The following is a 14,688-nucleotide window of genomic DNA, read 5'->3' as shown; positions in this document are numbered from 1 at the left end:
CCCTGCCCACGGGCCGCCCGGCGCGGCGCCCGGGACAGACTACCGCCCGGCTCACAGGCCGACGCTCGACATCAGCGTGCCGAGCTCGGTCCCCGAGACGACGCGCGTGTGGCCGGGCTTGAGCTGGCCCAGGCGCACCGTGCCGAAGCGGGTGCGCACGAGACGGGTGACGGGGTGGCCCACGTGCTCGAGCATGCGGCGCACGATCCGGTTGCGGCCCTCGTGGAGCTCGATCTCGACGACGGAGGCGCGTGGTGTCGTCTCGAGCACGGTGAAGCGGTCGGCGCGGGCGGGGCCGTCCTCGAGGGTGATGCCCTCGCGCATCCGGCGCCCGAGGGCGCGCGGCACCTCGCCCTCGACGGTGGCGACGTAGGTCTTGGCGACCTCGTAGGAGGGGTGCGCGAGGCGGTGGGCGAGCTCGCCGTCGTTGGTGAGGAGGATGAGCCCCTCGGTCTGCTCGTCCAGGCGCCCGACGTGGAAGAGGCGCTCGGCGCGGTCGGCCACGTACTGGGACAGGTCCGGGCGGCCGTGCTCGTCGTTCATCGAGGACACGACGCCGGCGGGCTTGTGCAGCGCCAGCGTCACCTTCGTCTCGTCGAGCTGGAGCCGCACGCCGTCGACGTGGATGACGGCGGTGGCCGGGTCCACGCGGGTGCCGAGCTCCTCGACGCGCTGTCCGTCGACCGTCACCCGCCCGTCGGCGATGAGGTTCTCGCAGGCGCGCCGGGAGCCGTAGCCCGCCGCGGCGAGGACCTTCTGCAGTCGGGTTCCTCCGGGCTGGTGCACGTCGGTCATCGCAGGTCTCCCTCCAGGTCGTCCAGGGTGTCGAGGTCGGGCAGGTACGGGGCGAGCGGGGGCAGGTCGCCGAGGGAGCCCAGCCCCATCCGCTCGAGGAAGGAGGAGCTCGTCCGGTAGAGGACGGCGCCGCCGTCCTCGTCGTGCCCGGCCTCCTCGATGAGGCCGCGCGCGAGGAGCGTGCGGACGACGCCGTCGACGTTGACGCCGCGGATCGCGGCCACCCGGCCGCGGGAGACGGGCTGGCGGTAGGCGATGACGGCGAGCGTCTCGAGGGAGGCCTGGGTGAGGCGGGCGGTCTGGCCGTCGACGACGAACCGGCCCACGACGTCGGCGTAGGCGGGCGCGGAGTACACGCGCCAGCCGCCGGCGAGCTCGCGCAGCTCGAAGCCGCGCGGGCGCCCGCCGCGCTCCCCCGCGTAGTCCGCGGCGAGCTCGGTGAGCAGCTCGGTGACCTGCCCGGTGGGCAGGCCGAGCACGCTGGCGAGCTGGGCGGCGGGCACCGGCTCGTCGACGACCATGAGGATCGCCTCGAGCGCGGCCAGGTGCTCCCGCGGCATGACGTCGTCGGGCACCGGCTCGTAGCGCGGCGCCTCCTGCTCGGCGGCGTCAGTCATCGCGGGTTCCCTCGTCCTCGTCCGTGGCGTCGTAGTCGTCGGCGACGACGACGTCGCCCTCCTCAGTGCCCGACCACCGTACGGTGAGCTCGCCCAGCGGCTGCGCCTGGTCGAAGGTGATGGCGCCCTCACGGAAGAGCTCGAGCAGCGCGAGGAAGCGCGAGACGACGACGGCGGTCGAGTCGGCGTCGGCGGTGAGCGCGCGGAAGGTCGTGCTGCGCTGGCGGCGGAGGCGGTCGACGATGAGGGCCGCCTGCTCGCGCACCGGGACGACCGGCGCGTGGAGGTGACCGAGGTCCACCTGCGGCGGGCCGGGGCGCGGGGCGAAGGCGGCGGCGGCGAGCTGCGCGAGACGCTCGGGGCCGACCCGGATGACGAGCTCGGGCAGCAGCGCCGCGAAGTGCGGCTCGAGGCTGACCGAGCGCGGGAAGGAGCGGGTGCCCGCGGCCCAGCGGCGCTCGAGGTCGGCGGCGACCTCCTTGTACGCGCGGTACTGGAGGAGGCGGGCGAAGAGGAGGTCGCGGGCCTCGAGGAGCTCGAGGTCCTCCTCGTCCTCGACGCTGCCGCGGGGCAGGAGGCGGGCGGCCTTGAGGTCGAGGAGGGTGGCGGCGACGACGAGAAACTCGCTCGCCTGCCCGAGGTCCCACTCGGCCTGGCCGGCGAGGTGGGCGATGAACTCGTCGGTGACCTTCGCCAGCGCGACCTCGGTGATGTCGAGCTTGTGCTTGGCGATGAGCGAGAGCAAGAGATCGAAGGGGCCGGAGAAGTTCTCCAGCGTCACCGCGAACGCGGTGCGGTTCTCGGGCGCGGCGCCGGCGGCCGCAGGCTGCGGGTTCGGGGGTGCGGCCGCGGCCGCCTCAGGCGACGTCACCGCGGGCGACGAGCTCACGGGCGAGGCGTCGGTAGGCGTGCGCACCGGCGTGGGTGGGTGCGTAGCTCGTGATCGGCTCGGTGGCGATGGTGGCGTCGGGGAACTTGATCGTCCGGTTGATGATCGTGTCGAAGACCCGCTCGCCGAAGCCCTCCCGCACCCGCTCGAGGACCTCGCGGGCGTGGAGGGTGCGGCCGTCGTACATCGTCACGAGGATGCCGTCGAGCTCGAGGCGCGGGTTGATCCGCTCGCTCACCTTGTCGATGGTCTCCATGAGGAGGGCGACCCCGCGCAGCGCGAAGAACTCCGCCTCGAGCGGGATCATCACGCCGTGCGCCGCGGTCAGCGCGTTGACGGTGAGGAGCCCGAGGGAGGGCTGGCAGTCGACGAGGATGAGGTCGTAGTCGTCGAGGACCGGGCGCAGCACGCGGGTGAGCGCCTGCTCGCGGGCGACCTCGGTGACGAGCTGGACCTCGGCGGCGGACAGGTCGATGTTCGCCGGGACGATGTCGAGGTTCTCGATCGCCGTCTCGTGGATGATCTCGCGCACGTCCGAGCGCGGCGCCATGAGGTTGGTGTAGATCGTCCGGTCGAGCTCGTTGGCGTTGACGCCGAGGCCCGCGGAGGCGGCGCCCTGCGGGTCGAAGTCGACGACGAGGACGCGCCGACCGTACTCGGCCAGTGCGGCACCGAGGTTGATCGTCGTCGTCGTCTTGCCGACCCCGCCCTTCTGGTTGCACATCGCGATGATGCGCGCCGGTCCGTGGGCGTCGAGCGGCGCCGGCTCGGGGAAGTCGGCGACCTGCCCGTCGCCGGAGGCGTCGATCAGGGTCGGCTGGTGTGCGTCGCTCACCCCTCCACGTTAGTTCGCCGACGCCGTCCGAGGCGAGCGGCACGCGGGAGCACCCCCCACTTCCCCGCCGACAGCCGAGTTGTCGCCGACAGCCGACTTGTTGCCGACAGCCGACTTGTCGCCGACAGCCGAGTTGTCGCCAGCACGCCGACAGCCGACGTCTGCAAGCGCGGGGCGCTCCTCGGTGGACGTCGGCTGTCGGTGCAGGGTGGGGCGGTAGGCGGCAGCGTCAGGCGCGGTGCCGCCCGGTGGGCTGGTCCGGGCCGGGGCTGTCCGCACCGGCCGCCTCCGTGCCCGAGCCGTGCCCGCTGCCACCGGCGTTCCCGACGGCGTTGACCCCGCCGGTCCCGCCGGCACCGTGGCTGGACGTGCTCGTGGGCTCCGCGCCCGCGTCGGGGGTGCCGATGCGCTCGTCGGCGGCGTCGCGGCCCTGCTGGACCTTGTCGGCGTGCTTGCCGCCGGTCACCGTGTTGGCGAGGCCCGCGGCGCCGTCGAGCACCCGGTCGCTCACCTGCTCACCCTTGTCGCTGCTCAGGGCGTCCTTGGCCTTCTTGGCCATGTCTCCGAGTCCCATGGGTCCTCCTCGGTCGGGTGCAGCCAGGATGGGCGTCTCTGGCTCGGCCCGCACGCCGAGGCCGGGCCGGTCACGGCGGACAAGTCGGCTGTCGGCGACAACTCGGCTGTCGGCGACAACTCGGCTGTCGGCGACAACTCGGCTGTCGGGGACAAGTCAGCTGTCGGCGACAACTCGGCTGTCGGCGACAAGTCGGCTGTCGGCGGGAGGACGTAGGTGGCTACGTCGCGGGACTACCCACGGGCGCGGGGGTGGGCGGTGGCGTAGACCTCGCGCATCGCCTGGACGGTCACCTGCGTGTAGATCTGCGTCGTCGTCACCGAGGCGTGGCCGAGGAGCTCCTGGACGACGCGGACGTCGGCACCGCCGGCGAGCAGGTGGGTGGCGAAGGAGTGCCGCAGGGTGTGCGGGGACACGTGCTCCCCCAGTCCGGCGCGGGCACCGGCGGTCTGGAGCACCGCCCATGCGCTCTGCCGGCTCAGCGGCCCCCCGCGCTGGTTGAGGAACAGCGCCGGCGTCCCCCGCCCCCCGCGCGCGAGCTCGGGGCGGGCACGCACGACGTACGCCTCCACCGCCTCGACGGCGTAGCGGCCCACGGGGACCACGCGCTCCCGCCGGCCCTTGCCGAACAGGCGCACCGTGCCGCCGTCGAGGTCGAGGTCGTCCGCGGACAGCGCCACCGCCTCGCTGATCCGCGCCCCCGTGCCGTAGAGCACCTCGAGCAGCGCCCGGTCCCGCAGCGGCACCGGCCCCTCCCCGAGGGAGGCTGCCTCGAGGAGCCGTTCGACGTCGTCGGTGCTCAGCGCCTTGGGCAGCCGCCGCGACGTCGTGGGGGCACGCACCTCCGCGCTCGGGTCGTGGGCGGCTTGCCCCTCGAGCACCGCGAAGCGGTGCCACCCGCGGACGGCGACGACGGCCCGCCCCGCGGAGGACACGGCCAGCGCCCGCCCGCCGTCGGAGCCGGTGCGCAGCACCTCGACGTACTCGGCGACGTCGGTCGCGGCCACCTCCCCCACCCCGCGTCGTCCGCGGGCGGTGAGGTAGGCGGCGTAGCGGCTGAGGTCGCGGCGGTAGGCGGACAGGGTGTGGTCACTGAGCCCGCGCTCCACGCCGAGGTGGGCGAGGTACTCCTCCAGGGCGCGCTCCAGCTCCGGTGCGGGCCCCGGCCGCGCGGCAGACGTCGTCGTCGTGCGCGTCACGTCGCCCCTACAGCGGCAGGAACGGGTCGACCGCCACGGCGACGAAGACGATCGTCAGGTAGGTGATCGAGGCGTGGAAGACCTTCATCGCCGCGAGCTTGCCGCGCTCGGGGTGACGGGCACGGGCGAGCAGGCGCAGGCAGCCGGCGATGAACCAGGCTCCGGCGACGGCGGAGATCACCGCGTACACCCAGGTCATCCCGGCCACGGGCACGAGCGCGAGGGAGCAGGCGACCATGGCCGCGCCGTAGAGAAGGATCTGGACGGCGACCTTCGTGTCCGAGGCGACGACCGGGAGCATCGGCACCTCGGCGCGCGCGTAGTCCTTCTTGAAGCGCATGGACAGCGGCCAGTAGTGCGGGGGTGTCCAGAAGAAGATGATCCCGAACAGGACGAGTGCGGGCCACTCCACCGTGCCGGTCACGGCGGACCAGCCGATGAGCACGGGCATGCAGCCGGCGGCGCCGCCCCAGACGATGTTCTGCGTGGTCCGGCGCTTGAGCAGCAGCGTGTAGCCGATGACGTACATGCCGACGGCGGCCAGGGACAGCCACGCGGACGCCCAGTTGACGAGCAGTCCGAACCACAGGAATGAGAAGACCCCCAGGACGACCGCGAAGACCGTCGCCTGCCGCACGGACAGCACGCCGGTGACGAGCGGGCGCTGCTTCGTGCGGTTCATCAGCCGGTCGATGTCCCGGTCGAGGATCATGTTCCACGTGTTCGCCGAGCCCGCCGACGCGTAGCCGCCGATCATCGTGGCCACGGTGAGCCACAGCCCCGGCCAGCCGCCGGCGGCGAGGAAGAGTGTGGGGACGGTGGTGATGAGGAGGAGCTCGACGATCCGCGGCTTCGTCAGCGCGACGTAGGCCTTGACGCGGTCGGCGCGGGTGGCGGCCGGTCCGGCGGGGCCGGGGCTGGACCGCAGCGTCGAACGGTCGGACACGTGGGGTGCCACCTCCTCGGTCTGGCGCCCGGGCGCCGGCTGCACACTACGCACGCGTCGTTCCACTTCCCATCTCGCGCTCCGACAGTTGCGCGGGCAGCCTCCATCCTACGGGGCCGCCCCCCGGGAACGGCCAGTCCGCGCGCCGGGCGCGGGTGCCTAGTTGCTCACACCGGGTGCGCCGTGGCCACCATCTGGCAACAATCTCTGTGCAGCAGGCGGCGGCGATAGGGTCGGCCCATCCGTAGACGTACCGGTCGGGTCCCCGGCCGGCCGTGACCCACACCGAGGGAGACCTAGTGAGCGAGACCAGCACCCAGGCCGGGTGGACCGACCTCGACCGCCGCGCGGTGGACACCGCGCGCGTCCTGGCGGCAGACGCCGTCGAGAAGGTCGGCAGCGGCCACCCGGGCACGGCGATGAGCCTGGCCCCGGCCGCCTACCTGCTCTACCAGAACGTCATGCGCCACGACCCCGCCGACCCCCACTGGGTGGGTCGCGACCGCTTCGTCCTCTCCGCCGGGCACAGCGCCCTCACGCAGTACATCCAGCTGTACTTCTCGGGCTACGGCCTCGAGCTCGACGACCTCAAGGCACTGCGCACCTGGGGCTCCAAGACCCCCGGGCACCCCGAGTACCGCCACACCGAGGGCGTCGAGGTCACCACCGGCCCGCTCGGCCAGGGCCTGGCCAACGGCGTCGGCATGGCCATGGCCGCCCGCCGTGAGCGCGGCCTGCTCGACCCGGACGCGGGCGCGGGCACCAGCCCCTTCGACCACCACGTCTACGTCATCGCCTCCGACGGTGACCTCCAGGAGGGCGTCACCTCCGAGGCCAGCGCCATCGCCGGCGTGCAGGAGCTCGGCAACCTCATCGTCATCTGGGACGACAACAAGATCTCGATCGAGGACGACACCAACATCGCCTTCACCGAGGACGTCCTGGCTCGTTACGCCGCCTACGGCTGGCACACCGAGCGCGTTGACTGGACCAACGGCGGGACCGGCTACACCGAGGACGCCGACGCCCTCGCCACCGCCATCGCCGCCGGCAAGGCCGAGACGAACCGCCCGACGATCATCGCGCTGCGCACCATCATCGGCTGGCCCGCCCCCACCAAGCAGAACACCGGCGCCATCCACGGCTCCGCGCTCGGCGGCAACGAGGTCCGGGGCCTCAAGGAGGTCCTCGGCTTCGACCCCGAGCAGTCCTTCGAGGTGAGCGACGAGGTCATCACCCACGTGCGTGGGGTCCGCGACCGCGGCGCCGCCGCCCGGGCCGAGTGGGACACCGCCTACCAGGCGTGGCGCACCGCCAACCCCGACGGCGCCGCCCTGCTGGACCGCCTCAGCGCCCGCGAGCTGCCCGAGGGCTGGACCGACGCGCTGCCCGCCTTCGAGGAGGGCAAGGCCGTCTCCACCCGCTCCGCGTCGGGCTCCGTGCTCAGCGCGCTCGCGCCCGTGCTGCCCGAGCTGTGGGGCGGCTCCGCCGACCTCGCCGGCTCGAACAACACGACGATGAAGGGCGAGCCGTCCTTCCTCCCCGTCGAGCGCTCCACGAAGATGTTCCCGGGCAACCCCTTCGGCCGCACGCTCCACTTCGGCATCCGCGAGCACGCCATGGGCTCGATCCTCAACGGGATCACCCTCCACGGCCTCACCCGCCCCTACGGCGGCACGTTCCTCACCTTCTCCGACTACATGCGCCCGCCGGTGCGCCTGGCCGCCCTCATGGGCGTCCCGAGCACCTTCGTGTGGACGCACGACTCCATCGGCCTCGGTGAGGACGGGCCCACCCACCAGCCCATCGAGCACCTCGCCGCACTGCGCGCGATCCCCGGCCTCGACGTCGTCCGTCCCGCCGACGCCGCCGAGGTCGCCGTCGCGTGGCGCACCATCCTCGAGAACACCGAGCGACCCGCCGGGCTCGTCCTCACCCGCCAGAACGTGCCGAACCCCGCGCGCGGGGCCGGCGCGGCCGAGGGTGACACGCTCGCCAGCGCCGAGGGCGTGGCCCGCGGCGGTTACGTGCTCGCCGAGGCGGCCGGCGGCACGCCGCAGGTCATCCTCATCGCCACCGGCTCCGAGGTGCAGATCGCGCTCGAGGCCCGCGAGACCCTCCAGGCCGAGGGAGTCGCGACGCGCGTCGTCTCGATGCCCTCCCGCGAGTGGTTCGCCCTCCAGGACGACGCCTACCAGGAGGAGGTGCTGCCCGGCTCGGTCAAGGCACGCGTCTCCGTCGAGGCCGCCATCGCCCAGGGCTGGCACGAGATCGTCGGCGACGCCGGCCGCTGCGTGAGCATCGAGCACTACGGCGCCTCGGCCGCCTACGAGCGCCTGTACGAGGAGTTCGGCATCACCGCCGAGGCGACCGTTGCCAAGGCGCACGAGTCGCTGGCGGCCGCCGGCCAGGACTCCCCCGGCACCGACCAGGACGCCGCCCCCGGCGGGACGGGCGACCTGCCCAAGTAGCACGACCCGGGCCCCGACGGCACCCGCCGTCGGGGCCCGGCCCACGCGAGGAGGAGCAATGACGAACCACCTGGCCGAGCTGAGCGAGCTCGGGGTCTCCATCTGGTTGGACGACCTGTCCCGTGAACGCCTCGAGGGCGGTGGGGCGCAGTCCCTCTCCTCCCTCCTCGCCGAGGACCACGTCGTCGGCGTGACGACGAACCCCTCGATCTTCGCCTCCGCGCTGTCGGAGGGAACGCGGTACGACGCCGATCTCGCCGCCCTCGCGGCCGACGGCGACGACGTCCCCACCGCGATCACCGCACTCACCACCGCCGACGTCCGCAGCGCCTGCGACCGGTTCCTCGACGTCTTCGAGCGCACGGGCGGCGTCGACGGCCGCGTCTCGATCGAGGTCGACCCGTACCTCGCCCACGACACCGACGCGACCATCGCGCAGGCCCGCGAGCTGTGGCAGCTCGTCGACCGGCCCAACCTCCTCGTGAAGATCCCCGCGACACCCGAGGGCCTGCCGGCGATCACCGAGGCCATCGCCGAGGGCATCAGCGTCAACGTCACCCTCATCTTCTCCCTCGACCGCTACCGCGCCGTCGCCAAGGCCTACACCGACGGCCTCGAGCGCGCGCAGCTCGCCGGGGTGGAGCTCTCGAGCATCCACTCCGTCGCCTCCTTCTTCGTCTCGCGGATCGACTCGGCCGTCGACGCCAGGCTCGACGGGCTCGACGACGACGACGCCCGTGCCCTGCGCGGCGAGGTCGCCATCGCCAACGCGCGCCTCGCCTACGAGGCCTTCGAGGAGATCTTCGGCACCGAGCGCTGGGAGGCCCTCGCGGCGGCCGGCGCCCACCCGCAGCGCCTGCTGTGGGCCTCGACCGGTGTCAAGGACCCGGCCTACCCGGACACCCGGTACGTCGACGAGCTCGTCGTCGAGGGCGTCGTCAACACGATGCCCGAGGCGACCCTCCGCGCCGTCGCCGACCACGCCGACCTGCACGGCGACACCGTCCGCGGCCGTTACGCCGAGGCACGGGAGGTCCTCGACCGGCTGGAGCGGCTCGGGATCTCCTACGGCGAGATCATGGACACCCTCGAGACGGAGGGCGTGGAGAAGTTCCAGCAGAGCTGGGACCAGCTGAGCGAGCGGGTCCGCACCGGCCTGCAGGCCCCGGGCCGGCAATGAGCCCCGCGATCGTCACCTGGGCGGGTGACGAGGAGACCGCGGTCGTCGAGGTCAGTGCCACCGGGGCGGCGGCACAGGCCGTGCGGGACGCCGTGCCCGCCCTTCTCGAGGACACGGTCGCCTCCCGGCTCGCCGCCCAGGACACCGGGCTGTGGGGCGAGGCGCACACCCCGCACGTCGTGGACCGGCTCGGCTGGACCGACCTGCACGAGACGTCCCGCGCGCTCGTCGAGCGGCTCACCGTGCTGCGCGGGGAGCTGGTGGCCGAGGGCCTGGACCACGTCGTCCTTGCCGGCATGGGCGGCTCCTCGCTCGCCGCGGAGGTCATCACCGGCTCCCTCGGCACGCCGCTCACCGTGCTCGACTCGACGGCCCCCACGCAGGTGGAGCGCGTCCTCGAGGGTGACCTCGCGCGCACCGTGCTCGTCGTCGCCTCCCGCTCGGGCACCACGGTGGAGACCGACTCCCACCGGCGGGCGTTCGTCGCCGCCCTCCAGGCAGCGGGCCGCGACCCCGCCCGCCACGTCGTCGTCGTCACCAAGCCCGGCTCCCCCCTCGAGGAGCTCGCCCGCGAGGAGGGCTACCGCGCCGTCTTCAGCGCCGACCCGCGGGTGGGCGGTCGGTTCTCCGCGCTCTCCGCGTACGGTCTCGTGCCGAGCGCGCTGGCCGGGGTCGACGTCAGCCGGCTCCTCGACGAGGCCGCCGAGGTCGCTCCGTTCCTCGCCGAGGACACCGAGGCCAACCCCGCCCTCGTGCTCGCCGCGGCACTGGCAGCGACGGACCCCCTGCGCGAGACGGTGCTCCTCGTCGACGCCGGCAGCGGGCTCTACCACTTCGGCGCCTGGGCCGAGCAGCTGCTCGCGGAGTCGCTCGGTAAGGACGGGCGTGGTCTTGTGCCCGTCGTCGTCGACGAGCACGCCCCCGAGCTGGCCGCGCGCGGTGACCGCACGCTGCCGGTCCTGCTCACGCCCCTCACCGACGACGACTCCGGCGCCGAGCTCGACGACGTCGCCGCCGGCGCGCGTCGTGCCGCGGTGAGCGCGGACCTCGACGCCGCCGCCGCCACCACCGAGGTGACCGTGGCCGGCTCGCTCGGCGGGATGTTCCTCCTGTGGCAGCACGCCGTCGCCGTCGCCGGGCGCCTGCTCGGCGTCAACCCCTTCGACCAGCCCGACGTCGAGGCCGCGAAGGAGGCCACGCGGGAGTTCCTCGGCGGCATGCCGTCCCTCGAGCCGCCGGCGTTCACCGACTCCGGCGTCGAGGTCCGGGCCCCGCGCGGTCTGCTCGCCGGCGCGCGGACGGTGCCGGACGCCGTCACGGCGCTCCTCGACCGGCTGGACCCGGAGCACGGCTACCTCGCCGTCCTCGCCTACCTCGACCGGGAGGGCCGCGCGGCCGACCTGCTGCGGGGTGCGCGCAACGCGCTCGCCGAGCGCACCGGGCGCCCCGTGACCTTCGGGTGGGGTCCGCGCTACCTCCACTCCACCGGTCAGCTCCACAAGGGCGGACCGCCCCACGGGGTCTTCCTCATGATCACCGGCGGAGCGCCCGCCCACGTGTCCGTCCCCGGGCGCGACTTCGACTTCGCCGAGCTCGTCGCGGCCCAGGCCGACGCCGACGCGCGCGTGCTCACCGGCCTCGGTCGGCCGGTGCTGCGGCTGCGCGTGGACACCCCCGACGCCCTCGCGTGGCTCACGGGTAGTCTGGCGCGCCGGACCACCTGACCACAGGGCCGTGAGGAGACCATGAGCACCGCACCGACCCCGCCGGACAACCCGTTGCGTGACCCCCGGGACCGCCGACTGCCCCGGATCGCCGGCCCTGCCGGCCTCGTCATCTTCGGAGTCACCGGCGACCTCGCCAAGCGCAAGCTGCTGCCGGCGATCTACGACCTCGCCAACCGGGGCCTGCTCCCGCCGTCGTTCGCGCTGACCGGGTTCGCGCGCCGCGACTGGTCGACCGAGGACTTCGCGCAGATCGTCCACGACGCCGTGCGCGAGCACGCCCGCACGGAGTTCTCCGAGCGCACGTGGGAGCAGCTCGCGTCCGGCTTCCGCTTCGTCCAGGGCGAGTTCGACGACGACGCGGCCTTCGACACGCTCGCCGAGACGGTCGCGGCCCTCGACGCCGAGCGCGGCACCGGCGGCAACCACGCCTTCTACCTCTCGGTGCCGCCGCGCTCCTTCCCGCTCGTGCTCAACCAGCTCAAGCGCTCGGGCCTGTCGGAGCCCACGACCGACGCCTGGCGCCGCGTGATCATCGAGAAGCCCTTCGGGCACAACCTCGAGTCGGCGCTCGAGCTCGACGACGTCGTCTCGGAGGTCTTCCCCGAGGACTCGGTCTTCCGCATCGACCACTACCTGGGCAAGGAGACCGTCCAGAACATCCTCGCGATGCGCTTCGCGAACCAGCTCTTCGAGCCGGTGTGGAACAACCACTACGTCGACCACGTCCAGATCACCATGGCCGAGGACATCGGCATCGGCAGCCGCGCCGGCTACTACGACGGTATCGGCGCCGCCCGCGACGTCATCCAGAACCACCTCCTCCAGCTCCTCGCGCTGACGGCGATGGAGGAGCCCTTCTCCTTCGACGCGAACTCCCTGCGGCGGGAGAAGGAGAAGGTGCTCTCCGCCGTCCGTCTCGGCGACGACCTCGGCCGGTCGACGGCGCGTGGGCAGTACGCCGCCGGCTGGCAGGGCGGCGAGCACGTGCGCGGGTACCACGAGGAGGACGGCATCGCGCCGGACTCGATCACCGAGACGTACGCCGCGATGCGGCTGGAGGTCGGTTCCCGCCGCTGGGCCGGGGTGCCCTTCTACCTGCGTGCCGGCAAGCGTCTCGGGCGACGCGTCACGGAGATCGCCGTCGTGTTCAAGCGCGCCCCGCACCTGCCCTTCGACCTTGGGACGTCCGGTGAGCTCGGTCAGAACGCCGTCGTCTTCCGGGTCCAGCCGGACGAGGGCGTGACGATCCGCTTCGGCGCCAAGGTGCCGGGGACGGCGATGGAGGTGCGCGACGTGTCGATGGACTTCGGCTACGGCAACGCGTTCACCGAGAACTCCCCCGAGGCCTACGAGCGGCTCATCCTCGACGTGCTCCTCGGTGACCCGCCGCTCTTCCCCCACCAGCGGGAGGTTGAGCTGTCCTGGCAGATCCTCGACCCGATCACCGAGTTCTGGGAGTCCACCGGCAGCCCCGAGCCCTACCGCCCCGGGTCCTGGGGCCCGGCGAGCGCAGACGAGATGCTGGCACGCGACGGCCGCCGCTGGCGGATGCCGTAGAGGAGACGAGCATGATCACGACGATGCACGCGACGACCGCCTCGGCGGTCAGCAACCGCCTCGCGGCGATGCGCCGCTCGAGCGGCGCCAACACCTTCACCCGGGTTCTCACCCTCATCATCGTCGCCGACGACCTCGCCGGCGCCGAGCACGGGATCAACGCGGCCAACGGCGCCTCCCGGGAGCACCCCTGCCGGATCATCGCCGTCGTCCCCGAGGGCGGCGCTGGCCCGGCCAGCATCGACGCGGAGATCCGCGTCGGTGGGGACGCCGGTCTCAGCGAGGTCGTCATCCTCCAGCCCAAGGGTGAGCCGGCCGGCGCCGTCGACACCCTCGTCATGCCCCTTCTCCTGCCCGACGCTCCCATCGTCGTGTGGTGGACCGGCGAGCCGCCGGCCGAGCCGAGCCGCGACCCGCTCGGCGCGATGGCGCAGCGCCGGATCACCGACGCGACCGCGTCGGCGGACCCGCTCGCCACCCTTCGCGCCCTCGCGCCGGGCTACGCCCCGGGTGACACGGACCTCTCCTGGTCCAGGGTCACCCTGTGGCGCGGGCTGCTCGCCGCCACCCTCGACGAGCCGCCGCACGAGCCGATCCTCGCCGCCCGGGTGACCGGCGCGAGGAACCGGCCGTCGGTGTACATGCTCGCGGCCTGGCTGGCCGACTCCTTCGGCGTCGAGGTGGAGATCGACGTCGAGGACTCCAAGGCCGTCACCCGCGTCGAGCTCCAGCGCGAGCGAGGACCGATCACGCTGCGACGCACGCCGGGTGCGAGCGTGGCCATCCTCAGTCGTCCCGGCCGGATCGACCAGCGGATCAACCTCGTGGAGCGCGCTCTCGCGGACTGCCTCACCGAAGAGCTGCGCCGGCTCGACGCCGACGAGACCTACGGACGGGTCCTCACCCGAGGGCTGCCGCTCGTCGTCCCCGCGGAGGTGCTGTCATGAGCGCCCAGGCACCCGTCGTCGTCCACCCCGACGGCGAGCTGCTCGCCCGGGCGACGGCGGCCCGCTTCCTGCTCGCGCTCATCGACGCGCAGTCGGTCTCCACGCCCGTGCACGTCGCGCTCACCGGCGGCAGCATCCTCGTCGACACCCTGCGCGCCGTGGCGGCCGACCCGCTGCGCGACGCCGTCGACTGGACCGCCGTCCACGTGTGGTGGGGCGACGAGCGGTTCGTCCCCGCCGGGGACGCCGAGCGCAACGACCGCGACGCGGTCGACGCGCTCCTCGGTGGCCTGCCGCTGCGTCCCGAGAACGTCCACGCGGTACCGGGGCCGGACGCCGTCACCGACGTCGACGCCGCGGCCCGCGCGTACACCGAGGAGCTCGCCCGGCACGCCGCGCCCGGCGAGGCGGTGCCCGAGCTCGCCGTCGTCCTCCTCGGGATGGGACCCGACGGACACGTCGCCTCACTCTTCCCGGGCCGTCCCACTCTCGGGGACGAGTCGCTCGGCGCCCTCGCCGAGCACGACTCCCCCAAGCCGCCGCCCGAGCGCGTGAGCCTCACGCTGCCGACGCTGAGCTCGGCGCACCAGGTGTGGCTGATCGTCTCCGGCGAGGGCAAGGCGCCCGCCGTGGCGGCGGCGCTGGCCGGCACGTCGCTGGCCGAGGCGGACGGCGGCACCGGCGACGGCGAGTCCGTCCCCGCCGGCCGGGTCCAGGCACGCGGGCGCACCCTCTGGCTCGTCGACCTCGCCGCCACCTCAGCGCTCCCCTAGCCGCCGACAGCCGACTTACCGGCGACAGCCGACTTACCGCCGACAGCTGAGTGTCTCGTGCCGGGTCTGATGGAGGCTCTCAATCCAGTGGAGGATGAGAGTTATGGCAGCACCGAGGAAGTACCCCGAGGAGCTTCGGGAGCGCGCGATCCGGATGGCGGTCGACCTACGCCGTGAC

General features: G+C 73.4%; 13 protein-coding genes. 6 read left to right on the top strand and 7 right to left on the bottom strand.

Features of this window, described 5'->3' with window-relative positions; all coding sequences use genetic code 11:
• Nucleotides 1-51: 51 nt before the first annotated feature.
• The 7 genes from GD632_RS04910 to GD632_RS04880 form a co-directional block, all read right to left on the bottom strand.
• Nucleotides 52-795, bottom strand: a complete 744-nt coding sequence (locus GD632_RS04910) for a pseudouridine synthase (RefSeq protein WP_152189391.1) — start codon at nt 793-795, stop codon at nt 52-54.
• Nucleotides 792-1,412 (bottom strand): SMC-Scp complex subunit ScpB, encoded by a 621-nt coding sequence (scpB, locus tag GD632_RS04905; RefSeq protein ID WP_152189389.1) that lies wholly within the window; start codon nt 1,410-1,412, stop codon nt 792-794. The genes GD632_RS04910 and scpB overlap by 4 nt, the downstream gene beginning before the upstream one ends.
• Nucleotides 1,405-2,283 carry a segregation and condensation protein A gene (locus tag GD632_RS04900; RefSeq protein ID WP_405002523.1) on the bottom strand — a complete coding sequence of 293 codons (879 nt, stop codon included), beginning with the start codon at nt 2,281-2,283 and terminating at the stop codon, nt 1,405-1,407. The genes scpB and GD632_RS04900 overlap by 8 nt, the downstream gene beginning before the upstream one ends.
• A complete protein-coding gene (locus tag GD632_RS04895; protein ID WP_152189385.1) occupies nt 2,270-3,136 on the bottom strand; it encodes a ParA family protein in 867 nt (288 codons plus the stop codon). Before GD632_RS04895 ends, GD632_RS04900 begins: the two co-directional genes overlap by 14 nt.
• Before the next feature lie 229 nt (nt 3,137-3,365).
• Nucleotides 3,366-3,710: an antitoxin gene (locus tag GD632_RS16450; protein WP_319633103.1), complete on the bottom strand. Its 345-nt coding sequence runs from the start codon at nt 3,708-3,710 to the stop codon at nt 3,366-3,368.
• 233 nt (nt 3,711-3,943) lie between these two features.
• Nucleotides 3,944-4,909, bottom strand: a complete 966-nt coding sequence (gene xerD / locus GD632_RS04885; RefSeq protein ID WP_226924597.1) for a site-specific tyrosine recombinase XerD — start codon at nt 4,907-4,909, stop codon at nt 3,944-3,946.
• 7 nt (nt 4,910-4,916) lie between these two features.
• Nucleotides 4,917-5,909, bottom strand: a complete 993-nt coding sequence (locus tag GD632_RS04880; RefSeq protein WP_405002522.1) for a heme o synthase — start codon at nt 5,907-5,909, stop codon at nt 4,917-4,919.
• Between the two features lie 245 nt (nt 5,910-6,154).
• On the opposite strand from GD632_RS04880, the gene tkt reads away from it, so the two are divergent.
• From tkt to pgl, 6 genes are read left to right on the top strand one after another with little or no spacing between them, the layout of a single operon-like run.
• Nucleotides 6,155-8,326 carry a transketolase gene (tkt, locus tag GD632_RS04875; protein WP_193311353.1) on the top strand — a complete coding sequence of 724 codons (2,172 nt, stop codon included), beginning with the start codon at nt 6,155-6,157 and terminating at the stop codon, nt 8,324-8,326.
• Nucleotides 8,327-8,384: 58 nt separating this feature from the next.
• A complete protein-coding gene (gene tal, locus GD632_RS04870) occupies nt 8,385-9,506 on the top strand; it encodes a transaldolase (RefSeq protein ID WP_152189380.1) in 1,122 nt (373 codons plus the stop codon).
• On the top strand, nt 9,503-11,230 hold the full coding sequence (locus GD632_RS04865; protein ID WP_152189378.1) for a glucose-6-phosphate isomerase: 1,728 nt from the start codon (nt 9,503-9,505) through the stop codon (nt 11,228-11,230). Before tal ends, GD632_RS04865 begins: the two co-directional genes overlap by 4 nt.
• Nucleotides 11,231-11,251: 21 nt before the next feature.
• Nucleotides 11,252-12,790, top strand: coding sequence for a glucose-6-phosphate dehydrogenase (gene zwf / locus GD632_RS04860; protein ID WP_152189376.1), 1,539 nt, complete (start codon nt 11,252-11,254; stop codon nt 12,788-12,790).
• 11 nt (nt 12,791-12,801) lie between these two features.
• Nucleotides 12,802-13,737 (top strand): glucose-6-phosphate dehydrogenase assembly protein OpcA, encoded by a 936-nt coding sequence (locus GD632_RS04855; RefSeq protein WP_152189374.1) that lies wholly within the window; start codon nt 12,802-12,804, stop codon nt 13,735-13,737.
• Nucleotides 13,734-14,510 carry a 6-phosphogluconolactonase gene (gene pgl / locus GD632_RS04850; RefSeq protein WP_152189372.1) on the top strand — a complete coding sequence of 259 codons (777 nt, stop codon included), beginning with the start codon at nt 13,734-13,736 and terminating at the stop codon, nt 14,508-14,510. Before GD632_RS04855 ends, pgl begins: the two co-directional genes overlap by 4 nt.
• Nucleotides 14,511-14,688 lie beyond the last annotated feature (178 nt).

This window comes from Georgenia satyanarayanai, from assembly GCF_009193135.1.
In the GTDB taxonomy this organism is placed as follows: Bacteria; Actinomycetota; Actinomycetes; order Actinomycetales; family Actinomycetaceae; genus Oceanitalea; species Oceanitalea satyanarayanai.
Note: the sequence above shows the minus strand (reverse complement) of the source record. Positions and strands in the feature narration are given on the sequence as shown.